Consider the following 21,606-nt stretch of genomic DNA (forward strand, 5'->3'; position numbering starts at 1 on the left):
ACGTCGTTCGTGCGGAAGTCAGCGATCCAGGCGGGCTTCGACCTGGATGAGGGTCTGCTGGCCGGCCGCCACCAGCTTGCGTTCGGCCCCGGTCACCGCGAAGACGTCGAACCGGCACACGGTGAGGGTGCGGCCGGGCTTCAGCACCGTGCCGACAGCCTCGACGTGGTCACCGAGGGCGGGGGCCAGCAGGTTGATCTTGAACTCGACCGTCAGCACCGAGGTGCCGGGTTCGAACACCGTGTACGCGGCGTATCCGCCCGCGCTGTCGGCGATCGCGCTCGTGGCACCCGCGTGGAAGTAGCCGTTCTGCTGCGTCACCTCGGCCCGCGCGGGCAACAGGATGCTGACCCGTCCCGGCTCGACCACGCCCAGCCGCGCGCCGAGGTGGGCCATGAGGCCCTGCCGGTCGAAACTGCTCTGGATCCGCTCCCGCACGTCCACCGTCAGCCTCCTGCCAGCCGTTCGACGAGCAGCACGCCGCCGATGCCGATCATCATGGCTCCGCTGACCCGGCTGACCACCCTCGCCACCCCCGGACGGGTGGCCAGCACGAGCCGCGCCGAGACGCCCACGGCCAGGTAGACCGTCAGGCACAACGCCATGTGCAGCACGCCGAGGACCGCGGTCTGCACGCCGACCGGCCACCCTGCCGCCGGGTCGATGAACTGCGGGAACAGCGACACGAACAGGAGCATCGCCTTGGGGTTGAGGCCGCTGATCCCCGCGCCCCGCAGCACCACCCGTCCCGGCGAGGACGCCACCGCCTCGGCCGCGCCCGGTGCGGCCGGTTTGGCCAGCACACCCAGCCCGAGCCACACCAGGTAGGCGGCGCCCGCCACCGTCAACGCCGTGAGCAGGCCCTGCGAGCTCGCCACCACCACGACCAGACCGGCCACCGCGAGCAGCGTGTAACCCGCGTAGCCGGCGACCAGGCCGAGCACCGCGGGCAGCACGAACCGGCCGCGCAGCCCGGCCGCGATCGCGTACGCCCAGTCCGCTCCCGGGGTCAGGACCAGCAGGAGGTCCACCGCCAGGAACGCCACCACAGTGCCGAGTTCCATGCTGGAAAGGCTAGGAAGCAACAGCCCGAAGGTGTTCCCGTCTTTGCCCGCACCGCAGCTCGACAGGGGTAAGAATGTGGCAATGGACGCCGTTGACCGACAGATTCTTGCCGAGCTCCAGCAGGACGGCAGGCTGACCGTCACCGAACTGGCCGCGCGGGTGAACCTGAGCATCTCGCCGTGCCACCGCCGGCTGCGCGACCTCGAACGCGACGGCGCGATCCGGGGCTACAAGGCCGTGGTGGACCCGGCCGCGGTGGGCCTGAACTTCGAGGCGCTGGTGTTCGCCACCGTGCACTGGGAGAACGAGAGCACGGTGGCCGACTTCGAACGTGCGGTCGCCGCCATCCCGAACGTCCTGCAGGCGCAACGACTCTTCGGCGAGCCCGACTACCTGCTGCGCATCGCGACGGCGGATCTGCCCGCGTACCAACGGCTCTACGACGAAGAACTGGTGAAGCTGCCCGGCGTGCGGCGGATGAGGTCGACGGTCGTCATGAAGCACGTGGTCGACGACCGTCCCCTCCCCTAACTACGCGACCAGCTCTGCAACATCCGGAACGCGATCGACGCGCCCCCGGCGAGCAGGAGCCCCGGCACGCTGCCCGGCTCGTCGATCGCCTTGCGCACGTCCGCGCGCGACACCCACTTGGCCTCGGCGATCTCACCCTCCGCGAGGCGAAGCGGTTCGGCGGGATCGGCCACGGCCTCGAACCCGATCATCAACGACCGGGGGAACGGCCACGGCTGCGAGCCGAGGTACCGGATGTCGCGCACGGTGACCCCGACCTCCTCGCAGATCTCGCGCGCCACGCAGGCCTCGAGCGACTCGCCGGCCTCGACGAACCCGGCCAGCACGGAGAACCTGCCCTCCGGCCACTCCGGTCCGCGCGCGACGAGCACCTGGTCGGCGCCGTCGTGCACGAGGCAGATCACGGCGGCGTCGGTGCGCGGGTACTCCTCGCGCCCGCACCCCGAGCAGACCGAGGTCCAGCCCGACTTCTCCAGCACGGTGCGCGCACCGCACTTGGCGCAGTACTTGCCGAGCCGGTGCCACTGGAACAGCGCGGCGGCCGTGGTGAACAGGCCCGCCCACATGTCTTCCAGCGTCGCGCCGGCCTGACGGAGGTCGAGCCACTGCGGTTCGTCGGTGAGGTCGGGCGCGCCCCAGGCACGGCTGGGCGGCACCGGCTCGTCGTCCTCGGCGGGCATCAGCACGGCGAAGTACGCCACGCCGTCCTGCTCACCCAGCAGGACGGCGTTCACGGGCGGCAGGTCGCCGAACTCGGTCGCGGGACGGTCCGCGAGGCGCGTGCCCCGGTCGGCGACCAGCGTGCGGCCGCGCGTGTCCACGACGATCATGCGGGCCTTGGGCCAGAGCGCGGCGAGCTTCTCCTCGTCGCCGCGCAACGGCTCTGACCTGTCGATCGCTGACCGCGAGAGCGCGGGCAGACCGATCAGTTCGAAACTCACTGGAACGAGACCCCGCCCAGGGCCGCGAGCTTCGGCTTGAGCGTCTCGGCGTCGCCGACGAGCACGCCCGTGAAGTTGGCCGGGGCGAAGAAGTCCAGCGCCGCCTGCGCCACCTGCTCGGCGGTGACGGCCGCGAGGCGCTGCGGATGCGCCACCAGCCAGTCGAGGCCGAGTCCCAGGCCGACGAGGTTCACCAGGAACGACGCCAGGCCGCCCTGCGACGACGTGCTGGTGAGCAGCGTGCCGACGGCGTAGCTGCGGGCGGTGTCCACTTCGGACTGCGACGGCGGCACGAGGCCGAGCCGGGCGAGTTCGTAGCGGGTCTCCAGCAGCGCGGCCGCCGTGACGTCCGACGCGGTGTCGGCGTCGATCAGCAGCGTCGCGCCGTGCACGGTGAACTCGGGGTGCGACCGGGCGCTGTAGGTGTAGCCCTTGTCCTCGCGGATGTTCTCGACCAGGCGCGAGGAGAAGAACCCGCCGTAGACCAGGTTCGCGAGCTGCAGCGCCGGGTAGCGCTCGTCGGTGCGCGGGATCGACTGCGCCGCAAGACGGATCTGCGACTGCACGGCGCCGGCGCGGTGCACCAGCACCACGTCCCCGCCCCTGACCTCGGGCAGCGGCGGCAGCTGGACGGCCTCGCCGTCGCCCTGCCACGCGCCCAGGGCCGCGCCGACCTGCTCGACGGCCTGCGCCGGGTCGACGTCGCCGACGACCACGAACACCGAGCCGCGCGGCAGCAACGCCTTGGCGTGCAACGCGGCGACGTCCTCGCGGGAGACGGCGGCGACCTCGTCGGCCTCCGGCATCTCCTTGGCGAACGGGTGGTCGCCGTACAGGATCTTCTGCAGCGCCTCGCGGGCGATGACGCTCGGCTGCGAGCGGGCGATCGTGATCCGCTCGACGAGCCGGCCGCGCTCGCGCTCGACCTCGTCGGCCGGGTACGACGCGTTGGTCAGCACGTCGCTCAGCACGTCGAGGACGGTGCCGAGGCCGGACGCCAGCGCGTTGCCGGTGAAGCTGAGGCGCTCGGGGTCGACGACGGAGTCGAGCTCGCCGCCGACCAGCGCCAGCTCGGTGTCGATCTGCACGCGCGAGCGCGACCCGGTGCCCGTGAGGACCGTGTTCGCGAGGATCTCGGCGATCGCGGAGTGCTGGGAGCCGACGCTCGTGCCCGCCGGGTCGGCGAACGGCACGCGCAGCCGGACCTCGACCATCGGCACGGTCGCGCGGCGGACCGCGATGACGCGCAGGCCGTTGGGCAGCGTCGTGTCGACAGTGGACAGTTCGGCGGCCGCCTTCTGGCTGCCCAGTTCGGGAAGCGGGCGCGGGCCGGTCTCGGTGCGCCCGATCTCCTCGGCGGAACGGTGGGTCTTGGCCGAGGTCACTGGGCTCCTCCGGTGGGCTTGACGAAGAGAAGGGCGCGGGAGTCGGGACGCAGCGCCTTGGCCGCGGCGGACACCTCGTCGACGGTCACCGAGGCGATCCGCTCGGGCAGTTCGTAGATCAGCTCGGCACGGCCGAACAGCAGCTCCGCCGAGCCGAGGCCCAGCGTGCGGTTCGTGAGCCGGTCGTGCTCCTTGTGCATGGTCGACGCCCAGCGGGCGGTGACCTTCGCGAGCTCCTCCGCCGACGGGGGCTCCTGCGCGAGCTTCTGCAGTTCCTCGTCGATGGCCGCGATGACCTGGTCCGGCGAGACCTCGTTGGTGTGGATCGCGGTGATGCTGAACGTGTCGGGGTCGCGGGCCTCGAGCGGGCCGAACAGACCGCAGCCGGCGTTCAGGTCGATCACGATGCCCTCGCGGTGCACCAGGCGCTGCTGCAGGCGCGAGCTGTCGCCGTCCGTCAGCACGCCGGCGAGCACCAGGTACGCGAGGTAGCCGTCGATGTCGGTGACCGGGTCCGGCACGCGGTAGCCGATCGCGATCGCGGGCAGCGGGGCCAGCGCGTCGCCGTGCTCGTGGCGGACCTCGCCCTGCGGGGCGGGCTCGGCGAACGAGGGGCGCTCCGGGCGCGGCCGGGACGGCACGTCGCCGAAGTGCTTCTCCACCAACGCCTTCGCGGCCTCGACGTCGAGGTCGCCCGCCACCGTCAGCACCGCGTTCGCCGGGCTGTAGTAGGTGTCGAAGAACTCCGCGCAGTCGTCGACCGTGGCGCTCTCCAGGTCGACGAAGTCGCCGTAGCCGTTGTGCGCGTTGGCGAACGTCTTGAAGAGGACCGCCGGCAGCAGGATCCAGGGGAACCCGCCGTACGGGCGGTTGAGCACGTTGAGCCGGATCTCCTCCTTCACCACGTCGATCTGGTTGCGGAGGTTCTCCTCGGTGAGCTTCGGCGCGCGCATGCGGTCCGCTTCGAGGAACAGCGCGCGCTCCAGGGCCGCGCTCGGCAGCACCTGGTAGTAGTCGGTGTAGTCCGGGTGCGTGGACCCGTTGAACGTGCCGCCCGACGACTGCACGTGCCGGAAGTGGGCCAGCTTCTCCAGGCTCTCGCTGCCCTGGAACATGAGGTGTTCGAAGAGGTGCGCGAAGCCCGTGCGCCCCTCCGGCTCGGAGCGGAAGCCGACGTCGTAGTGCACGCTGACGCCGACGACCGGTGCGCTGGCGTCGGGGGCGAGCACCACCCGCAGGCCGTTGGGCAACGTGAACCTGTGCAGTTCGGGTGAGGCCATGCGGCAAGCCTACGGGTTCGGCGCCCGGAGCGATCGCAGGTGGCCCGCCTGGGCGAGCACGCCGTCGAGCGCCCCGAGGAACGCGGGGAAGCTGCGGCGGAAGTCGGTGGCATTGCCGTACCAGTAGAGGTCCTGCTGGCTCTGGCCGAACGTCGTGAGCCAGCGCTCGGTCTCACCGAGCACGACCGCGTACGGCAGCGAACGCGAGAAGACGAGCTCGCGGTCGGCCTCCGGCACGTCCTGCGGCGTCACCCCGTGGAGGTACCCGCGCAGGCCGCGGACGTGTTCGAGGAGCTCGCTGCCCCGCTTCGTGCGCGCGGGCATGGAGCGGGCGCCGAGCGCGAGCGCCACCCCGCCGATGGCGACGGCGAGTCCGAAGAGGGCGTTGCCGACCGTGAACGCCAGCGCGACCGTGGCGACGACGCCGACGACGGCCAGCCCGATTCCGGCCCACCAGAACTTGGTGCGCTCGGCGTCCGGGCGCCGCACGAACCAGCGCTTCTCGACGACGTCCGCGTACAGCTCGTCGCGCACGGCGGCGAGGTCGATCTGCCTGCCGCGCAGCTCGGACACGCTGACGGCTTCCGTGCCGGCCGGCAGCAGGGCCTCGGCGACGGCCCGCTCGTAACCGGACAGCGAGGCGTCGAGGGGGTTGCGGCGCACGATCTGCCAGTCGTGGCCCTCGGTCTCGGTGATCCACAGGTAGTTGCGGACGGCAAGGTCGATCACCGTGGCCGTCACGTCGACCACATCCACGTGCTCGTCGACGACCGTGCCGACCTGGCCGGGCAGCACGCCGTCCGGTGACGCGAACGCGACCCGGTTCTGCTCGTCGCGCACGAGCACGGTCACCGCGCCGACGTCACTGGCGAGCGCCGCGGCGTCCCGGCCGCGGAGGTACCAGAGGAGCGCCACTCCACCCAGCAGGAGGACGAGGAGCGCGCCGAGGGCCGTGGCGCTGATCGGCGTGAGCGCGAACGCGGCCGCCAGACCCGACTGCTCGACCACGACCGCGTTCGGCGGCACGACCCCGGCGGACAGCCCGATCGCGATGTCGATGCGTTCCTCGGGGGCGAGCTTGATCTCCTGCGCCCGCACGCCCTTGCCGTCCGCGAGGTCCGCGCTGGTGCACGGCTGCGACGACCCGACGGGCCCGGCGAGGCAGTTGACCGACGTGGGCGAGTCCGGCGCGGAGAACGACACGGCGACCTTGTCGAGCTCGGCGTCCCAGCCGCCCGCGACCTGCCAGCGGACCTCCAGCGTGTCGCCGACCGGCGCCACCGCCCCGACGACCGTGTAGGTCAGCGTGCTGGTGCCCTGGAGCTCGACGCTGAACGTGTCGTCCGTGGTGCTCGTGCTGCCCTTGCCGTCGACCTTGGCGTCGGTGACCTGGTACTGCCGCTCCAGCTCGTTGCCGACCGCGAGTCGCAAGGGGACGGTGCGCTTGACGGTCTTGCCGTCCGGCACCTGAACCGTCTCGGTGACGGACAGCCGGGCGTCGCGCTCCAGCTTCATCCGCACCTCGGTGCTGACCGTCCCGGGAAGCGGCTGCGCGAGCGCGCCACCAGCCGTCACGACGGACCCGACGGACGTCAGCGCGGCGGCGGCGAAGATCGCCGCACCCCAGTTCTTCAACACGGCTGCGGACAATAGCGGAGTCCTCATATGCTCCGGCGGACTTTCGAACAGACGCCATCTGGGGGATCTTCGGCGATGACGCAGCCACCGCCGCCGGGCAACTCGCGACCGGGCAACTGGCCGCCGCCGCGCCCGGTGGGCCCGCCGCCCGTGCCGGCGCCACCGCCGATGGGTCCTCCGGCCGGACAACGCCCGATGGGACGGCCGGTTCCGGGAGGGCCGCCGATGGGTCCGCCCGTGGGCGCACCTCCTCCGTACGGGCAGCCCACTGCCGTGGGCTCGCCACCGCCGTACGGCGCACCTCCGCCGTACGCGCCGCCTCCCGGCCGTGCCCCGCTCCCGCCGCCGCGCCCCGTCATGCCGCCCCCTCGGGCGGTCATGCCCCCACCCCAGCCGACCTGGGGCCACCAGCACCCCGGCGCGTTCGCCCCGCCGCCCTACCCGATGGCCCCGCCGCGCCGCAGCAGCGCCGGCCCGATCCTCGCCCTCGCCCTCGGCGGCGTCGTGGTCCTGGGCCTCGGCGCGATCGGTGTCTTCGCGGCCACGCTCAACAGCAAGGTCAAGGACACGGGCTACTCCGGCTACACGACCTACAGCCCGACCTACACGTCGGCGACGACCACGACGACCACCACCACGACCGCTCCGACGACCACCCGCCCGACGCGGGAGACGCAGCAGACGCCGGTGGGGCCGAAGGCGGTCTACAAGCTGGCCGACCACCCGATCTTCAGCACGAACATCGGCGCGAACGACTTCGACTCGTGCCCGTTGCCGCGGATGGAGTACAACCCCGCCGGGGAGAAGCGGTTCCTCGAGGCGGCGTTGCCGTGCATCGAGAAGGCGTGGCAGCCTGCGCTCAAGGCGGCCAACCTGCCGTACCAGCCGGCCGAGCTGCAGGTGTTCACGGGCACGACGCAGACGCCGTGCGGGTCGCGGCAGAACAACGTCACGGCCATGTTCTGCCGGGGCGTCATCTACTGGCCCGGCAACTACTACGCCAACGAGGGCGGCACCACGGTGCGGCATCCTGGTGTGTACCTGGGGCAGCTCAGTCATGAGTACGGGCACCACGTGCAGTGGTTGACGGGCATGATGCGGGCGGCCGACCAGGCGCAGTACGACGTCGGTGGGTTCGACACGCCGAAGGGGCTCGATCTGAACCGCAGGCTGGAGTTGCAGGCGACGTGCCTCGGCGGCATGACGCTGGCGCCGTTCTCGCACAAGAACGTCGTGCCGATGGAGGTCGTGAACACCGGGCTGAGCGACGCGGGCAAGCGGGGCGACTACAACCGCAGGCCCGACCACGGCAGTGCGCCCAACAACGACCGCTGGGTGATGCACGGCCACAAGCAGAACAACATCAAGGCCTGCAACACGTGGGCGGCGAGCGCGGCGGACGTCTCATGAACCGAACGCACGCCCCACGCGTCTCACAGACGTGGACTGGACGCGTTAGCCCGGTCGGGGGACACGCGATCTCGGTCCGCCTATGCTCGTACCCGACCCAGGATGACCATTGGGGGGACCTCAGGCGATGACGCAACCACCGCCGCCGGGCTCTTGGCCGCCGCCACGCCCGGTCGGCCCGCCACCGATGCCCGCACCACTCGGGCAGCGTCCGCCACAAGGCCCGCCACCGCCGTACGGCGCGCCACCACCACAAGCTCCGCCGCCGTACAACACGCCCCCGCAGGGCATGCCGCCGCAAGGTCCGCCGATGCAGGCGCCGCCCGGTTACTACGGCCCGCCGCCTCCCGGCCAGGTCATGCCGCCGCCGCACCCGCAGTGGGGCGGCCCGCAGGGCTACGGCCAGTTCCCGCCGCCGCCGCGCCGCAAGAGCAGCGGTCCGCTGATCGCCCTGATCCTGGGCGGTGTGGTGATCCTCGGCCTGGGCGCGGTCGGCGTGTTCGCGGCGACGCTGAACAGCAAGGTCAAGGACACGGGCTACTCGAACTACACGACGTACAGCCCGACGTTCACCGCGCCGACCACGACCGAGGCGGCGGAGACGACGACCAGCGCCCCGCGCGCGTCGTCGTCGCGCCAGCCGTCCGCCCCGCAGACCCCGGCGGGCCCGAAGGCCGTGTACGCGCTGGCCGACCACCCGTTCCTCAAGCCGAGCTTCGGCGCGAACACGATCTCGGGCTGCGGGCTGCCGGCGATGGACTACTCGCCGGCGGGCCAGGACAAGTTCCTGCGCGCCGCGCTGCCGTGCATCGAGAACATGTGGAAGCCCGCGCTGCAGGCGGCGAACCTGCCGTACCAGCCCGTTGAGCTGCACATCATCACCGAGCAGGCGCAGTACCCGTGCGGCACGGTGCGTCCCGACCAGACGGCCCGGTACTGCCAGGGCGGCATCTACTGGACGGCCAACGCGTACGCCGCCGAGCGCAACCCGAACAACCCGAACCACCCCGGCAAGTACCTCGGACAGCTCGCCCACGAGTACGGCCACCACATCCAGTGGCTGACCGGAATGCTCAAAGCGTCGGACCGCGCGCAGTACGACGCGGGCGGGTGGGATACTCCGAAGGGCCTCGACCTGAACCGCCGGATGGAGCTGCAGGCGACCTGCTTCGGAGGCATGTCGCTCGCCCCTCTGTCGCACGGCGCGATCCCGATCGACGTGATCAGGGTGGCGCTGACGGACGCGGGCAACCGCGGCGACTACGACATCTATCCGACGAAGGACCACGGCACGCCGCAGAACAACGCGTCGTGGGTGGACCGGGGCTACAAGTCGAACAAGGCGTCCGAGTGCAACACCTGGGCCGCCGACGCAGGAGCCGTCTCCTAGGAAGGGGAGAGCGTGACCCAACCAGCGAAGAACAACCCTGTCCTGCTCGCGGGAGTGTTCGTGCTGGTGGTCGCGTTCGTCCTCGGAATCGGTCAACTGAGTCGCCCGAGAGTGGTCACGGGGCACGCGCTGGCGGGGTCCAAGGCCGTGTCGACGCCGCCGACCGAGCCGTCGACCCCGATCCGCCCGCGCGCGGTCTACCGGCTGGCCGACCACCCGTTGCTGGTCAAGCCCGCGACGCTGGCGCCGGCGACGTGCGCGCTGCCGCCGTTCGGCACCTCGGACGCGCAGCTGGCGGCGTACTACGCGGCGGGCGTCGAGTGCCTGGACGCGACGTGGGGCCCGCTGCTCCAGGCCGCGAACCTGCCGTTCGACAAGCCCGTCCTGGACGCCTCGCCGACGCTGAAGGACGGCCCGTGCGGCGCCGCCCCGGAGTCGGACCACGCGGTGGCGTACTACTGCGGCCGCAACCGCACGATCTACATGCCCACGGCCCGGCTGCGCGACAACGGCGGCGGTGACGCCCCGGCGACCCACCTCGCCACGCTCGCGCACGAGTACGGCCACCACGTGCAGGCACTCACCGGCCTGCTGCGGGCGGCGGACCTGAAGATCACCGACGCGGGCGAGAAGTCCCCGGCGGGCCTGGAGATGTCCCGGCGGATCGAGCTGCAGGCGAACTGCTTCGCCGGCATGTTCCTCGCCGCGGCGGCCGGACGCGGCTCGGTGACGGCCGGTCTCGCCCGGTCGGCCCAGGAGGACTTCCAGTACGCCATCGAGGAGCAGCCCGAGAACAACGCGCACGGTTCCGCGAAGAACCAGGCGCAGTGGGCGGGCGCGGGCTTCAAGGCCAACTCGACGGACGCCTGCAACACGTTCGCGGCGACCCCGGCGGCCGTCGGCTGACCAGGGCGCCCGGCGTGAGCGACCGACTAACGCAGGTGCGTCTGCTCGTCCACGTGCCGCGTCGGCGTCCCCAGGAACACCTCCAGATCCGCAGGCGTGCCGTACACCAGGTTCAGCGTGGTCAGCAGGTAGTTCCAGCCGCCGTCGCGCGGACGGGACCACCGGTGGTTGAGCTGCCAGCGCACCCACTCGCCGCGCGCCAGCCGGACCGGTGACGGACGGTCGCGCCGTCGGGGCGCGGCCATCATGGTGTCCTGCAGCTGCACGGACAGCACGTCGTCGTCCTCGCGCAGGGTGAGCGTGATCCGGTCGATCTCGGCGCGTTCCTTCTCCCACACGGGCGTGAAGTCGGGCTCGCTCAACCGGATCTCGTGCACGGCGGGCCTCAGGTGCGGCAGCGCGAACCCGACCGGCGCGGCGGTGCGGCGGGTCGCCTCGGCCCCGCCCCGCGAGCCCTTGGTCCACTCCGTCTTGACCAGCTGCACCACCACGTCGACGTCCACGCCGTCGATGGAATCAAAGAGCGGCGGGCGTGGCGACCGGATTTACGGCGGGCAGCACCACCCGGAACACCGCACCCTGCGCGGACGGCTCGCAGGTCAGGTCACCGCCGTGCGCCCTGATCACGCCACGCGCGATGGCGAGCCCGAGGCCCGACCCGCCCGAGCGGCGGTCACGGGCGTCGTCGAGCCGCACCAGGCGGTCGAAGATCCGTTCCCGCTCGGCGTCGGGCACGCCGGGACCGTTGTCGGACACCGTGAAGCCGGTCAGGTCGACCCGGATCCGGACCGTCCCGGTCGGGCCGGTGGCCTGCCTCGCGTTGTCCACGAGGTTCGCCAGCACCTGCGCGAGCCGTTGCCCGTCGCCGACGACCGCGACCGAGACGCCCTCGGCCGCGATGTCGAAGTCCGGTGCCACGAACCGGGTCCGCGCCACCTCGGCCTCGGCCAGGCCGAGCAGGTCGACGGACTCGCGCTGCATCTCGTAGCCGGCGTCGAGCTGGGCCAGCGCGAGCAGGTCGTCCACCAGCCGTCCGGCCCGCCGCGCCTCCCGCACCAGCAGGAACGACATCTGGTCGCGATCGGGCGAGTCGACGGGAGCCTGCACCAGCGCCTCGGCCACCGCCTGCACGCCGGTGATCGGCGTGCGCAGCTCGTGCGCGGCGTCGGCGACGAACCGGCGCGTCCGCTGCTCGGAGCCTTCGAGCGAGTCGAGCATCCCGTCGAACGCGGCCGCGGTTCTGCCCAGCTCGGTGTCGGTCCGCGACGGGTTGAGCCGGCCGCCGCGATGCCCGGCCGCGATCGCCTGCGCCAACGACGTCATGGCGTCCAACGGCGCCAACGCCTTGCGCACCGCCACGACGATCAGCAGGCCGGTGACCCCGATCGCCACCAGCCCGAGGATCAGCAACAGCTTGCGCAACCGGTGCTGCGCGTTCGAGATCGCCTCGGTGTCGGCGTAGAAGGTGACCTTGTTGCGGCCGACGACGCGGTTCCTGGCCTCGAACTCCCCGTCGGGCTTGACCCCGATCACGGTGCCGTTGGGCTGTTCGATGGTGACGTGGACGTTCCGCTTGGTCAGCAGGCCGACGACCTCGGCCGGGCGGCGGCCGTTCTTCAGCATCTCGACGGCGCGGTTCTCGGTGTTGACCAGCACGCCGTCGACGTCGCGGGAGGACTGCGTGGCGAACGTGCGGTCGACCGAGATGACCAGCGCCACCAGCACGAGGAACAGCACCAGCAGCACGGACACCACGACGCGGCGGCGCAGCGAGACCGTGCGGAGGTTCATTCTTCGGCTCGCAACACGTACCCAAGACCGCGAACGGTGTGCACGAGCCGTGTGCCGTGTTCCTCGATCTTGCGACGCACGGCGCTGATGTGGACCTCGACCAGGTTCGGGTCGTAGTCCTCGTAGCCCCACACGGCCGTGAGGATCTGCGTCTTCGACACGACGCGCCCGCGTTGCGCGGCCAGGTACACGAGCAGCCGCAGCTCGGTCGCGGTCAGTTCGATGGCCTGGTCGGCGCGCATGACGACACCGGCGTCGGCGTCCACGACCAGGTCGCCGACCTGCACGGTCGACGGCGTGCGGCCGAGCCTGCGCAGCACGGCGGACACCCGCGCGACCAGTTCGGCGAGCACGAACGGCTTGCCCACGTAGTCGTCGGCACCGCCCGCGAGCCCGCGCAACCGGTCCGGCACGCCGTCGCGCGCGGTGAGCATCACGACCCCGGCACCGGACGACCGGCGGATGACCTCGAGCAACTGGAAGCCGTCGCGGCCGGGCAGCATCACGTCGAGCACGACCAGGTCAGGCCGGAAGCGACCGAGGTCGGTCTCCAGCTGACGCCCGTCCAGGCGGTGCTGCACGTCGTACCCGGACTCACGCAGCGCGGACGACACCGCGGCGCCGATCGCCTCGGCGTCCTCGATCACCAACACCCTGGCGGACACCCTGCCCATTCTCCTGATCATCCGGGGTTCGGGCGACTCGCCTTCAGCTGGCCCTCAGATTGCGGGCGCACGCTGAGGCGCATGTCGAAGAAATCAGCGTGGGCCGGCGCCATCGTCGCGGCCGTCGGTCTCACCGTCGGCGGCATCGCCGTCGCGACTGCGGCCGAGGGCCAGGACGGCCCGCCCGCGGCGTTCGCGGAACGCCACCCCGGCGGCCCCGGCAAGGGCGGCCGTGCGGACAAGGCCAAGCTCAAGGACAGCACCCTCGTCGTCGGCCGCGTGAAGAGCGTCGAGACGGGCAAGCTCGTGATCACCAAGGACGACGGCAGCGAAGTGTCGTTGACCACTGACGGTGCCACGAAGCTGCGCGGCGGCGACATCGCCGGGCTCAAGGCCGACCAGCGCGTCACCGTGCGCGTCAAGGACGGCAAGGCGCTGAACGTGGCGCTGGCCAAGGCCCAGACGCGCGGCACGGTCAAGGACGTCAACGGCAACAACGCGACGTTGGTGCAGGTCGACGGCCTGCAGACGCCGCTCGACCTGTCGGCCGTGACCGAGAAGCCGAAGAACGGCGACCTCGTCGCGGTGACCGGCACGGTGTCCGACGGCAAGACCATCAAGGTCGACAAGCTCCGTCAGCTGCCGAAGTAAACCTGGGCTCCACGCGGGCCGCCGCGTCTGCGAACATCGCAGTGTGGCGGTTCCGCGAAGCCCCGACAGATGGGTGTTCATCCTGCTGGTCGTCGGACTGGTCGGGATAGGTGTCGCGGTCGCGCTTCTGGTGCCCGCCAAGGTCCTCGGCGCCGAGGAACCCCCTCCGCCCGTCATGGCCACGGTCGTCGAGAGCGGCTCGTGCGGCAGCGGCATGGACACCGTCGAGTGGGACGCCGGCGGCCAGAAGAAGCAGGCCAAACTCGACGGCTGCGGCCACACCAAGGGCGAGACGGTCGAGATCGTCAACACGGGCGGCGAGATGGTGTCCTCCGCCGCGTCCGTCCCGGTCGGACTCCCGGTCGGCCGCCGCCTCACCGCGCTGCTGCTGTGCATGGCCGCGCTGGCGGGCGGTTTCTACGCGTTCCTCTTCCGTTACGCGCCTTTGCGCGCCCCGGCCGTGATGCCCGCGCCACGCCCGGCGGAACCGGTTTCCTAAGCGGCCACGAGCGCCTTGACGACGTCGTGCGTCAGGCCGATCACGTGGTCGAGTTCCTCGGCGACGGTCAGGTCGGTGAAGGTGAAGCAGGCGACGCCGTCCCCGACGTCCACCGCGGGCACCTGGTAGGTCGCGAGCTCCGAGAACATCCGGGCGCCGGTGTCCACCCGCAGGTCCGCGGGCAGCTCCGGCGCGTCGAACGCCACCACGAGACCGAAGGTGGCGGTTCCGTTCTGGGCCCCGGCCGCGCGGTTGGGGACGTACGAGCCGAAGACGGCGACCCGCACCGCCCTCCCCTCGTGGGTTCCCGCCACGGCCGTGCGCCGCTTCACGTCGTACGCGGTGCTCATCCGCCCGGCCGGCACGGGGTCGCCGCTGGGAACGTGCGACCAGCCGGGCCTGGTCGCGTAGTGGCCCAGCACGCTGTCGGCCACCTTGGCGGAGCGGAGCTTCGCCGTCTCCTCGCCGGACTTCGTGAGCGCGAACACTCCGATCACGATCAGCACGACGAGGCCGATCAGCGTCAAGACACCAGGCAGGTCCATGAACGTCACTCCTCGCCGGGCGGGGTCACCTTCTTGACGTACAGCAGCCGGTCCCCCGGCTCGATCGCGTCGGCCTCGGGGGCGTCCACCCGGTACAACGTCCCGCCCCGCACCACGCCGAGCACGATGTCCGGCAGGTGCCGCGGCGAGCCGCCGATCTCGCTCTGCTCCACGTCCCGCTCGGAGATCGCGAGGCCCTGGTCGGGCGTGAGCAGGTCCTCGACCATCGCCACCACGGACGGCGTGGCGGTGGCCATGCCCAGCAGGCGTCCTGCCGTCTCGGACGACACGACCACGGAGTCCGCGCCGGACTGCCGCAGCAGGTGCTCGTTCTCCCGTTCCCGGACGGAGGCCACGATCTGCGCCTTGGGCGCGAGCTCGCGGGCGGTCAGCGTCACCAGGACCGCCGTGTCGTCGCGGTTCGGGGCCACGACGATGGCGCGGGCCCTGGCCGCTCCGGCGACCCTCAGCACGTCGTTGCGCGTGCCCGATCCGTGCACGACCACGAGGCCCTTGGCCGTGGCCGCGTCGAGCGACTCCTGCACGGTGTCGACGACGACGATCGAGCCAGGGTCGACGCCGTCGCCGAGCAGAGCGGCGACCGCGGACCGTCCCTTCGTGCCGTAACCGACGACCACGACGTGGTCCCGCACAACCCGCCTCCACTTTTGAATGCGCAACGCCTGACGGGAGCGCTCGGTGAGAACTTCGAGTGTCGTGCCGACCAGCACGATCAGGAACAGGACGCGCAACGGCGTGATGACCAGGACGTTGACCAGGCGCGCTGACGACGACGCGGGCGTGATGTCGCCGTAGCCGGTCGTCGAGAGAGAGACGGTCGCGTAGTAGAACGAGTCGAGCAGCGAGACGCCGTCCTCGTTCACGTCCCGGTAGCCGTCGCGGTCCAGGTAGACGATCATCACCGCGAGCAGCAGGGCCGCCATCGCGCCGACGACGCGCTTCAGGATCGCGCGGACAGGGCTCTCGACCTTGTCCGGCATCCTGATCACGCCGACGAGCGAATGCGACGCTTCCTCGGACAAGCTCATCGGGACAACCTCTTCGCGATCTCCGCTCGGGCGAGCGTCCGCCACAGGTGAGCAGCCGCCTCCGCGCCTTTGAGGAGCAACGGCACCACTACGCGCTCGTTCGGCGCGTGGACGCGATCATCCGGCAACGTCGCGCCGAGGTACACGAGGGGCACCCCGAGGAACTGCTGGAGCACCGCCGCCGGCCCCGAACCGCCTGCTCGCGCGAACCTCACCGGCTGGTCGAAGGCCGATTCCATCGCTTCGCGCACGGCGGCGTTGGCCGGGTCGTCCGGGCTGATCGCGTACGGCGGCACGCCCTCGCCGCGGAAGCTCACCTCGGCGCGGATGCCGTTCGGGGTGTGCTTCTCGACGAACGCGCTGAGCTGCTCGCGCACCCGGTCCGGGTGCTGGTCGGGCACGAGCCGGAAGCTGATCTTCGCCGTCGCGGACGCCGGGATGATCGTTTTGAGGCCTGGCCCGGTGTAGCCGCCGCTGATGCCGTTGATCTCGGCGGTGGGCCTCACCCAGATCCGTTCGAGGGTGCTGTAGCCGGTCTCGCCGTGCGCGGCCTGGGCGCCACCGCCGTTGTGCCGCAACCACTTCTGCTCGTCGAACGGCAGCGAGGCGTAGTCGGCGCGTTCCTCTGTGGACGGTTCGCGGACGTCGTCGTAGAAACCGTCGAGCTGGATCTTGTTGTCGTCGTCGTGCAATGCGGCGATCAGTTTCGCGAGTGCCGTCGCGGGGTTCGGAATGGCACCACCCGCGCGTCCGGAATGGACGTCGTCGGTGCCGCCGAAGAACGTGATCTCACCGCCGAGAACACCGCGCTGCCCGGTGTTCACCGTGGGCGCGTCCCGTTCGTGCAATGCGGTGTCGGTGAACACGACGAGATCGCACGCGAGCGATTCCCGATGATCTTCCAGGAGCTTTCGCAGGTGCGGCGACCCCGATTCCTCCTCGCCCTCGACGAACAGCTTCAGCGTGACGCCCGGTGATTTCTGTCCGGTGGCCGCCAGATGTGCCTGAACGCCGAGCAGGTGCATCGCGACCTGCCCCTTGTCGTCACTCGCGCCACGCCCCAGGAGCTCGTCGCCGCTGATCACGGGCTCGAACGGCGGGTGCTCCCACCGGTCGACCGGGTCGACGGGCTGCACGTCGTGGTGGCCGTAGACGAGGACCACAGGGGCCTGCGGATCTTCGGCGGGCCAGCACGCGAACACGGCGGGAAGCGCCGGTCCGTCACCCCAGACCGCGACCTCGGGCCAGCCGTCCGCGGTCAGCCGATCCGCCAGCCATTCGGCAGATCTCCGCACGTCGGCGTGGTGCGCGGGGTCGACGCCGATGCCGGGAATCCTGATCCACTCGCACAGGCCGGCCACGAAGGAATCGGCCAGCGCGGCGACGGCGGCGCGTTCGGAGGGTGCGGAATGACGAGAATCACCTGCCACGCTCGTGGACAATAGGCCAGCCCCATCTCGCCTACGCGGCGTAGGCATGACATGGTGACGCCATGGAACCAACCCGTTCCCGAACGCGGTCGGCGCTGGCACTGGCCGCGCTGCTGGGCCTGGCAGGAGCGACCCACTTCACCAGGCCGAAGCCTTACGACGCGATCGTTCCCCGCTCACTGCCCGGCACCCCGCGGCAGTGGACGTACGCGTCCGGAGTCGCGGAGCTCGCGGTCGCCGCGGCCGTCGCCACCCCGCGCACGCGCCGCCTGGGCGGATTCGCCGCCGCCGCGCTGTTCGTGGCCGTCTTCCCGGCGAATGTGAAAATGGCTCTGGATTTCCGGGACAAATCCCCCAAAGCCCGCGCCATCGCCTACGGCCGTCTGCCCCTGCAGATCCCGCTCGTCGCATGGGCGTGGAAAGTCGCGAAAGCGTCCCCATGACCACCCTGGGTAATCCTTAACCAAGTGCCCCGCAAACGCTGTCATTTTCCGTGCGAGGAACCTTAGGATGCGCCCTGTGCACACGCTTCTTCAGCGCGCGGCCACCGCGCTCGGCTGGGACGGAGTCGTCGTACCCGACGTCGCCGTCCTGGGCCAGCAGGTGTCCGCGGTCGTGCGCCTGCTCCCCGACGTGCACGAGTGGAGAACCCAGAACGGCTGGCCGCCCAGAGCCGACCCGTCGTGGTTCCGCTCCTGGTTCGAGCCCGCCGTGCACGACCGCCTCCCGGTGGCCGCCGTCGAGCTGGTGGGTGTCCTGGTGAGCGAGTCCACGACGGACCGCGCGCTCCAGTCGTGCGGCACCCTCCTGACCCTGGCCCCGTGCGCGGTGATGCTCCCCCGCACCGACGAGTCCCAGGCCTGGTCGTACATCGAGCTCGACTACTACGGCATCGGTGTCGTGGTCGGCGACGACACCACCGCGGACCTGATGGTGCCGCCGGAGGACCGCTCGCCGGAGTTCGGGCCGTCGCTCTTCGGGCGGTGGCTGCTGGAGGTCCTGTACGAACGGGTCCTCAAGGAGTCGCACGCGCCCGCAGGCTCCAGCCAGCAGGCCTGAAGCTCAGCCCACGGACCGGATCAGGTCCTTCAACCCCTGCTCGTCGAGCAGGTCCGCCGGCCGTTCCGTGTGGTCGTGCCGCACGTAGTGGAACGCCGCCCGCACCTGCTCCAGCGGCACGTTCATCAACGCCGCCCAGGCCAGCCGATAGGCCGCCAGCTGCACGGACAGCGCCGGCAACGCCTCGGCGTCCGGCACCGCGCCGGTCTTCCAGTCGACGACCGTCCAGCCGTCCGGGTCCCGGTACACGGCGTCCATCCGGCCGCGCACCGAGATGCCGTCGAACTCCGCCTCGAACGGCACCTCGACGTCGTGCGGGGTGCGCTCGGCCCAGTCGCTCGCGAGGAACGACTCCTTCAGGCGTTCGAGGTCGGCGTCCGGTGAGGCGTCGGCGTCCCCGGCGCCGGGCAGTTCGTCCAGGTCCAGCAGCCGGGTCGCGCCGAAGCGGTTCTCCAGCCAGGTGTGGAAGGCCGTGCCGCGCCGGGCCAGCGGGTTCGGCGGGAACGGCAGCGGGCGGCGCAGGCGGCGGGCCAGCAGGTCGGGGTCCTTGGCCAGTTCGACGAGCTGCGAGACCGACAGGTGGTCGGGCAGCAGGACCTGCTCGCGGCGGTTCTGCGACGCGGCGCGTTCGGCCAGCAGCACGTCGACGTCCTTCGCCCAGCCCTCCGGGTCGGCCTCCTCGGGCATCTCCGGGTCGTCGGGGACCACGTCGTCGGGCAGCGGTTCGGGCTCCGGCGGGAAGTCGTCGTCCGGGGGCTCGTCGGTGGGCGGCGGGTAGTCCTCGTCCACGACCTCGGCTTCCGCCGGTTCGTCGAAGATCAACGCCAACGGCTCCGGCGGGGCGTTGCGCAGCTGGTCGAGGGCGGCCAGCACCATCTCGGCGCCCTCGACGACGGCGTCGCGGCGCTTGCCCAGCGGGTCGGCGGGCCAGATCGACGACTTCACGTCCTCGGCCAGCGGGTTCGGGGTGTCGGCCTCGGGTTCCGGGGCCCACGCGCTGATGTCGCCGGGCGGGTTCTCGCGTTCGAAGACCTCGTGCATCTCGCGCAGGAACACCGACGGACCCTTCGGCTTGTCGCCCGCCTCCGCCCACCAGTGGCCCGACATGAGGAGGCTGTGCTCGGCCCTGGTCACGCCCACGTAGAACAGGCGCCGTTCCTCGACGAGCCGGCGTTCCTCGAACTCCTCGGTGTGGATCGCGAGGGCCTCGTCGACCTCCTTGCGGTTGAAGCCCGCGGACAGCCGCAGCACCGGGAGGTCGGCCGAGTCGCCGCGCAGCGAGGCGGGCAACTCGGTGACGTTCTTGAGCCAGCACGAGGACTTCTTGCGGCCCGGGAACACGTCGCGGACCAGGTGCGGCAGCGCGACGATGTGCCACTCCAGGCCCTTCGCGGAGTGCACGGTGACGATCTGCACGCGGTCCTCGGAGACCTCGACCTCGCCGGGTTCCAGGCCGTCCTCGGCGTGCTCGGCGGTGTAGAGGTAGTCGAGCAGCGACGGCAGCGTCGCGGACGGCGAGGCGGCGGCGAAGTCCATGACGACGTCGGAGAACGCGTCGAGGTGGGCGCGGCCGACCATGCCGGGCCGCGACATCGACTCGATGTCCAGCAGCAGGGTGCGTTCGACGTCGGCGACGAGCTCGGGCAACGGCTGGTCGAGCCTGCGCCGCAACGCCGCGAGCTCGCCGCCGAGCCTGCGGATGCGCCGGTAGCCGTCGGTCGAGTACGCGTCGGGGTCGCCCGGGTCGTCCAGCGCGTCGGCCAGGCCGGCCTGTTCGGCGTGCTCACCGGGCAGCGCGTCGGCGAGGACCATCAGCGGATCGTCCACAACGGACTGCCGGGGTGCGACACCGGCGAGTTCACGCGCCCGCTTCCAGAGCGCGGCCAGGTCCACGGCGGCGAGCCGCCAGCGCGAGCCGGTGAGCAGGCGGGCGGCGGCCGTGCCGGCCAGCGGGTCGACGAGGACCCGCAGCGCGGACACCAGGTCGCGCACCTCGGGTTCGTCCAGCAGGCCGCCGAGCCCGACGACCTCGACCGGCAGGCCGCGTTCGCGCAGGGCGGCGGCGATGGCGGCCATGTCCGACCTGCGGCGCACCAGCACGGCCGCGGTCGGCGGCACGCCCTCGGCGTCCAGGTGCGCTTCCCACTGCGCGGCGAGGTTGTCCGCCATCCAGTCGAGCTCCTGGCGGATGTTCTCGTGCAGCGCGAGCCGGACGTCACCCGGTCCGGCGCCCGGCCGTGCGCGCAGCTCCTCGACGTCCAGACCGGCCTCGCGCAACGGCAGCGAGACGGCGTTCGCGAGCTCGAGGACCTCGGGCGGGTTGCGGAAGCTGGTCAGCAGCCCGAACTTCTTCGTGGGCGGGAAGTCGTCGGCGAAGCGCGGCAGGTTCGCCGCGGACGCGCCGCGCCAGCCGTAGATGGCCTGCGCGGGGTCGCCGACCGACGTCACCGGCATCGGCTTGCCGTCGCCGAACAACGACCTGAGCAGCACGCGTTGCGCGTGACCGGTGTCCTGGTACTCGTCCAGCAGCACCGCGCCGTACCGCTCGCGTTCGCCCGAGGCCACCTCCTCGAACTGGGCGAGCTGCGCCGCCAGCGACATCTGGTCGGCGAAGTCGAGCGCGGCCTCCTTGCGCTTGCGTTGCTGGTAGGCGTCGAGCAACGGCAGCAGCGCGATCCGCAGCCGTTGCGCCGCAACGACTTCCTTGAGCTTCTCCGGCAGCGCGTCCCGTTGCCGCGGGGCGCGCGGAGCGTTCTCGATCAACGCCGTGAGCTCGTGCGCGTGCTGTTCCAGCTGGTCCGGCGTCACGAGGTGCTCGCCCAGCTCGCCCGCCAGCGACAGCAGGTAGCCCGTGATCGTCGCGGGCACCTTGTCGGTGTCGAGGTCCTTCGCCCACGTCGACACGACCCGGTGCGCGAGCTGCCAGGACGCCGTCTCGGTGAGCAGCCGGACGCCGGGCTCGACCGGCAGCCGCAGCCCATGTTCGGTGACCAGGCGGCCCGCGTAGGCGTGGTAGGTCAGCACCACGGGTTCGCCGGTCAGCACGGACATCTTGCGCTCGCCGCTCGGGTCGAGATCGTCCAGCAGGGACGATCCCGCGAGCCTGCGCAGCCTCGCCCGCACGCGGTCGGCGAGCTGACGCGCGGCCTTGCGCGTGAACGTCAGGCCGAGCACGCGGTCGGGCTGCACGAGGCCGTTCGCGACCAGCCACACGACCCGCGCGGCCATGGTCTCGGTCTTGCCGGCACCGGCGCCCGCCACGACCAGCGCGGGCTGCGCGGGTGCGGCGATCACCTCGGCCTGCTCGGGTGTCGGCTTGTTCAGCCCGAGCGCCTCAGCGATCTCAAACGGGCTGACGGTCACCAGTACAT

At 71.5% G+C, this 21,606-nt stretch carries 21 protein-coding genes; 8 read left to right on the top strand and 13 right to left on the bottom strand.

Annotated features, from left to right (window positions below):
• Positions 1–18 precede the first annotated feature (18 nt).
• Both ACFWNN_RS13490 and ACFWNN_RS13495 read right to left on the bottom strand, forming a co-directional pair.
• Positions 19–444, bottom strand: coding sequence for a PaaI family thioesterase (locus ACFWNN_RS13490; protein ID WP_382440180.1), 426 nt, complete (start codon positions 442–444; stop codon positions 19–21).
• A gap of 2 nt (positions 445–446) precedes the next feature.
• Entirely contained in the window at positions 447–1,064 is a 618-nt protein-coding gene (locus ACFWNN_RS13495; protein ID WP_382440181.1) for a LysE family translocator, read from the bottom strand.
• Positions 1,065–1,146: 82 nt separating this feature from the next.
• Between ACFWNN_RS13495 and ACFWNN_RS13500 the strand changes: the two genes are divergently transcribed.
• Entirely contained in the window at positions 1,147–1,596 is a 450-nt protein-coding gene (locus ACFWNN_RS13500; protein ID WP_382440182.1) for an Lrp/AsnC family transcriptional regulator, read from the top strand.
• Here the strand turns inward: ACFWNN_RS13500 and nudC are convergent.
• From nudC to ACFWNN_RS13520, 4 genes are read right to left on the bottom strand one after another with little or no spacing between them, the layout of a single operon-like run.
• Positions 1,593–2,537: an NAD(+) diphosphatase gene (gene nudC, locus ACFWNN_RS13505; protein ID WP_382440183.1), complete on the bottom strand. Its 945-nt coding sequence runs from the start codon at positions 2,535–2,537 to the stop codon at positions 1,593–1,595. The two genes, ACFWNN_RS13500 and nudC, sit on opposite strands and share 4 nt — an antisense overlap.
• Positions 2,534–3,922 carry a M16 family metallopeptidase gene (locus ACFWNN_RS13510; protein ID WP_382440184.1) on the bottom strand — a complete coding sequence of 463 codons (1,389 nt, stop codon included), beginning with the start codon at positions 3,920–3,922 and terminating at the stop codon, positions 2,534–2,536. The genes nudC and ACFWNN_RS13510 overlap by 4 nt, the downstream gene beginning before the upstream one ends.
• On the bottom strand, positions 3,919–5,202 hold the full coding sequence (locus ACFWNN_RS13515; protein ID WP_382440185.1) for a M16 family metallopeptidase: 1,284 nt from the start codon (positions 5,200–5,202) through the stop codon (positions 3,919–3,921). Before ACFWNN_RS13515 ends, ACFWNN_RS13510 begins: the two co-directional genes overlap by 4 nt.
• Before the next feature lie 9 nt (positions 5,203–5,211).
• The gene (locus ACFWNN_RS13520) at positions 5,212–6,840 is read right to left on the bottom strand and encodes a DUF2207 domain-containing protein (protein WP_382440186.1); all 1,629 of its coding nucleotides are present in this window, start codon (positions 6,838–6,840) and stop codon (positions 5,212–5,214) included.
• Positions 6,841–7,077: 237 nt separating this feature from the next.
• Here ACFWNN_RS13520 and ACFWNN_RS13525 point away from each other — a divergent pair, with 237 nt between their 5' ends.
• From ACFWNN_RS13525 to ACFWNN_RS13535, 3 genes are all read left to right on the top strand, one after another.
• Positions 7,078–8,250 carry a neutral zinc metallopeptidase gene (locus tag ACFWNN_RS13525; protein WP_382440187.1) on the top strand — a complete coding sequence of 391 codons (1,173 nt, stop codon included), beginning with the start codon at positions 7,078–7,080 and terminating at the stop codon, positions 8,248–8,250.
• A 310-nt stretch (positions 8,251–8,560) separates the two neighbouring features.
• Entirely contained in the window at positions 8,561–9,640 is a 1,080-nt protein-coding gene (locus tag ACFWNN_RS13530) for a neutral zinc metallopeptidase (RefSeq protein WP_382440188.1), read from the top strand.
• Between the two features lie 12 nt (positions 9,641–9,652).
• Complete coding sequence (locus ACFWNN_RS13535; RefSeq protein ID WP_382440189.1) at positions 9,653–10,546, top strand: neutral zinc metallopeptidase; 894 nt, start codon at positions 9,653–9,655, stop codon at positions 10,544–10,546.
• Positions 10,547–10,572: 26 nt separating this feature from the next.
• Here ACFWNN_RS13535 and ACFWNN_RS13540 read toward each other — a convergent pair whose 3' ends face one another.
• From ACFWNN_RS13540 to ACFWNN_RS13550, 3 genes are read right to left on the bottom strand one after another with little or no spacing between them, the layout of a single operon-like run.
• Positions 10,573–11,049, bottom strand: a complete 477-nt coding sequence (locus tag ACFWNN_RS13540) for a hypothetical protein (RefSeq protein WP_382440190.1) — start codon at positions 11,047–11,049, stop codon at positions 10,573–10,575.
• Between the two features lie 13 nt (positions 11,050–11,062).
• Positions 11,063–12,337, bottom strand: a complete 1,275-nt coding sequence (locus tag ACFWNN_RS13545; protein ID WP_382440191.1) for a sensor histidine kinase — start codon at positions 12,335–12,337, stop codon at positions 11,063–11,065.
• The gene (locus tag ACFWNN_RS13550) at positions 12,334–13,011 is read right to left on the bottom strand and encodes a response regulator transcription factor (RefSeq protein ID WP_382440192.1); all 678 of its coding nucleotides are present in this window, start codon (positions 13,009–13,011) and stop codon (positions 12,334–12,336) included. The genes ACFWNN_RS13545 and ACFWNN_RS13550 overlap by 4 nt, the downstream gene beginning before the upstream one ends.
• Before the next feature lie 72 nt (positions 13,012–13,083).
• On the opposite strand from ACFWNN_RS13550, the gene ACFWNN_RS13555 reads away from it, so the two are divergent.
• The gene (locus tag ACFWNN_RS13555; RefSeq protein WP_382440193.1) at positions 13,084–13,653 is read left to right on the top strand and encodes a hypothetical protein; all 570 of its coding nucleotides are present in this window, start codon (positions 13,084–13,086) and stop codon (positions 13,651–13,653) included.
• A 43-nt stretch (positions 13,654–13,696) separates the two neighbouring features.
• A complete protein-coding gene (locus tag ACFWNN_RS13560; protein WP_382440194.1) occupies positions 13,697–14,152 on the top strand; it encodes a hypothetical protein in 456 nt (151 codons plus the stop codon).
• On the opposite strand, the gene ACFWNN_RS13565 is transcribed toward ACFWNN_RS13560, so the two are convergent.
• Genes ACFWNN_RS13565 through ACFWNN_RS13575 form a run of 3 tightly spaced genes read right to left on the bottom strand, consistent with a single transcriptional unit; the run spans position 14,149 to position 17,176 of the window.
• Entirely contained in the window at positions 14,149–14,697 is a 549-nt protein-coding gene (locus ACFWNN_RS13565) for a hypothetical protein (RefSeq protein ID WP_382440195.1), read from the bottom strand. The genes ACFWNN_RS13560 and ACFWNN_RS13565 overlap by 4 nt on opposite strands.
• Before the next feature lie 5 nt (positions 14,698–14,702).
• Positions 14,703–15,746: a potassium channel family protein gene (locus tag ACFWNN_RS13570; protein ID WP_382440196.1), complete on the bottom strand. Its 1,044-nt coding sequence runs from the start codon at positions 15,744–15,746 to the stop codon at positions 14,703–14,705.
• Positions 15,743–17,176 carry a M20/M25/M40 family metallo-hydrolase gene (locus ACFWNN_RS13575; protein ID WP_382440197.1) on the bottom strand — a complete coding sequence of 478 codons (1,434 nt, stop codon included), beginning with the start codon at positions 17,174–17,176 and terminating at the stop codon, positions 15,743–15,745. Before ACFWNN_RS13575 ends, ACFWNN_RS13570 begins: the two co-directional genes overlap by 4 nt.
• 62 nt (positions 17,177–17,238) lie before the next feature.
• Here ACFWNN_RS13575 and ACFWNN_RS13580 point away from each other — a divergent pair, with 62 nt between their 5' ends.
• Entirely contained in the window at positions 17,239–17,619 is a 381-nt protein-coding gene (locus ACFWNN_RS13580; protein ID WP_382440198.1) for a hypothetical protein, read from the top strand.
• A 76-nt stretch (positions 17,620–17,695) separates the two neighbouring features.
• Positions 17,696–18,235 carry a hypothetical protein gene (locus ACFWNN_RS13585; protein WP_382440199.1) on the top strand — a complete coding sequence of 180 codons (540 nt, stop codon included), beginning with the start codon at positions 17,696–17,698 and terminating at the stop codon, positions 18,233–18,235.
• A 3-nt stretch (positions 18,236–18,238) separates the two neighbouring features.
• Here ACFWNN_RS13585 and ACFWNN_RS13590 read toward each other — a convergent pair whose 3' ends face one another.
• Positions 18,239–21,598 (bottom strand): ATP-dependent helicase, encoded by a 3,360-nt coding sequence (locus tag ACFWNN_RS13590; RefSeq protein WP_382440200.1) that lies wholly within the window; start codon positions 21,596–21,598, stop codon positions 18,239–18,241.
• Between the last annotated feature and the right edge of the window lie 8 nt (positions 21,599–21,606).

This window comes from Lentzea sp. NPDC058450, from assembly GCF_042721395.1.
Classification (GTDB): domain Bacteria; phylum Actinomycetota; class Actinomycetes; order Mycobacteriales; family Pseudonocardiaceae; genus Lentzea.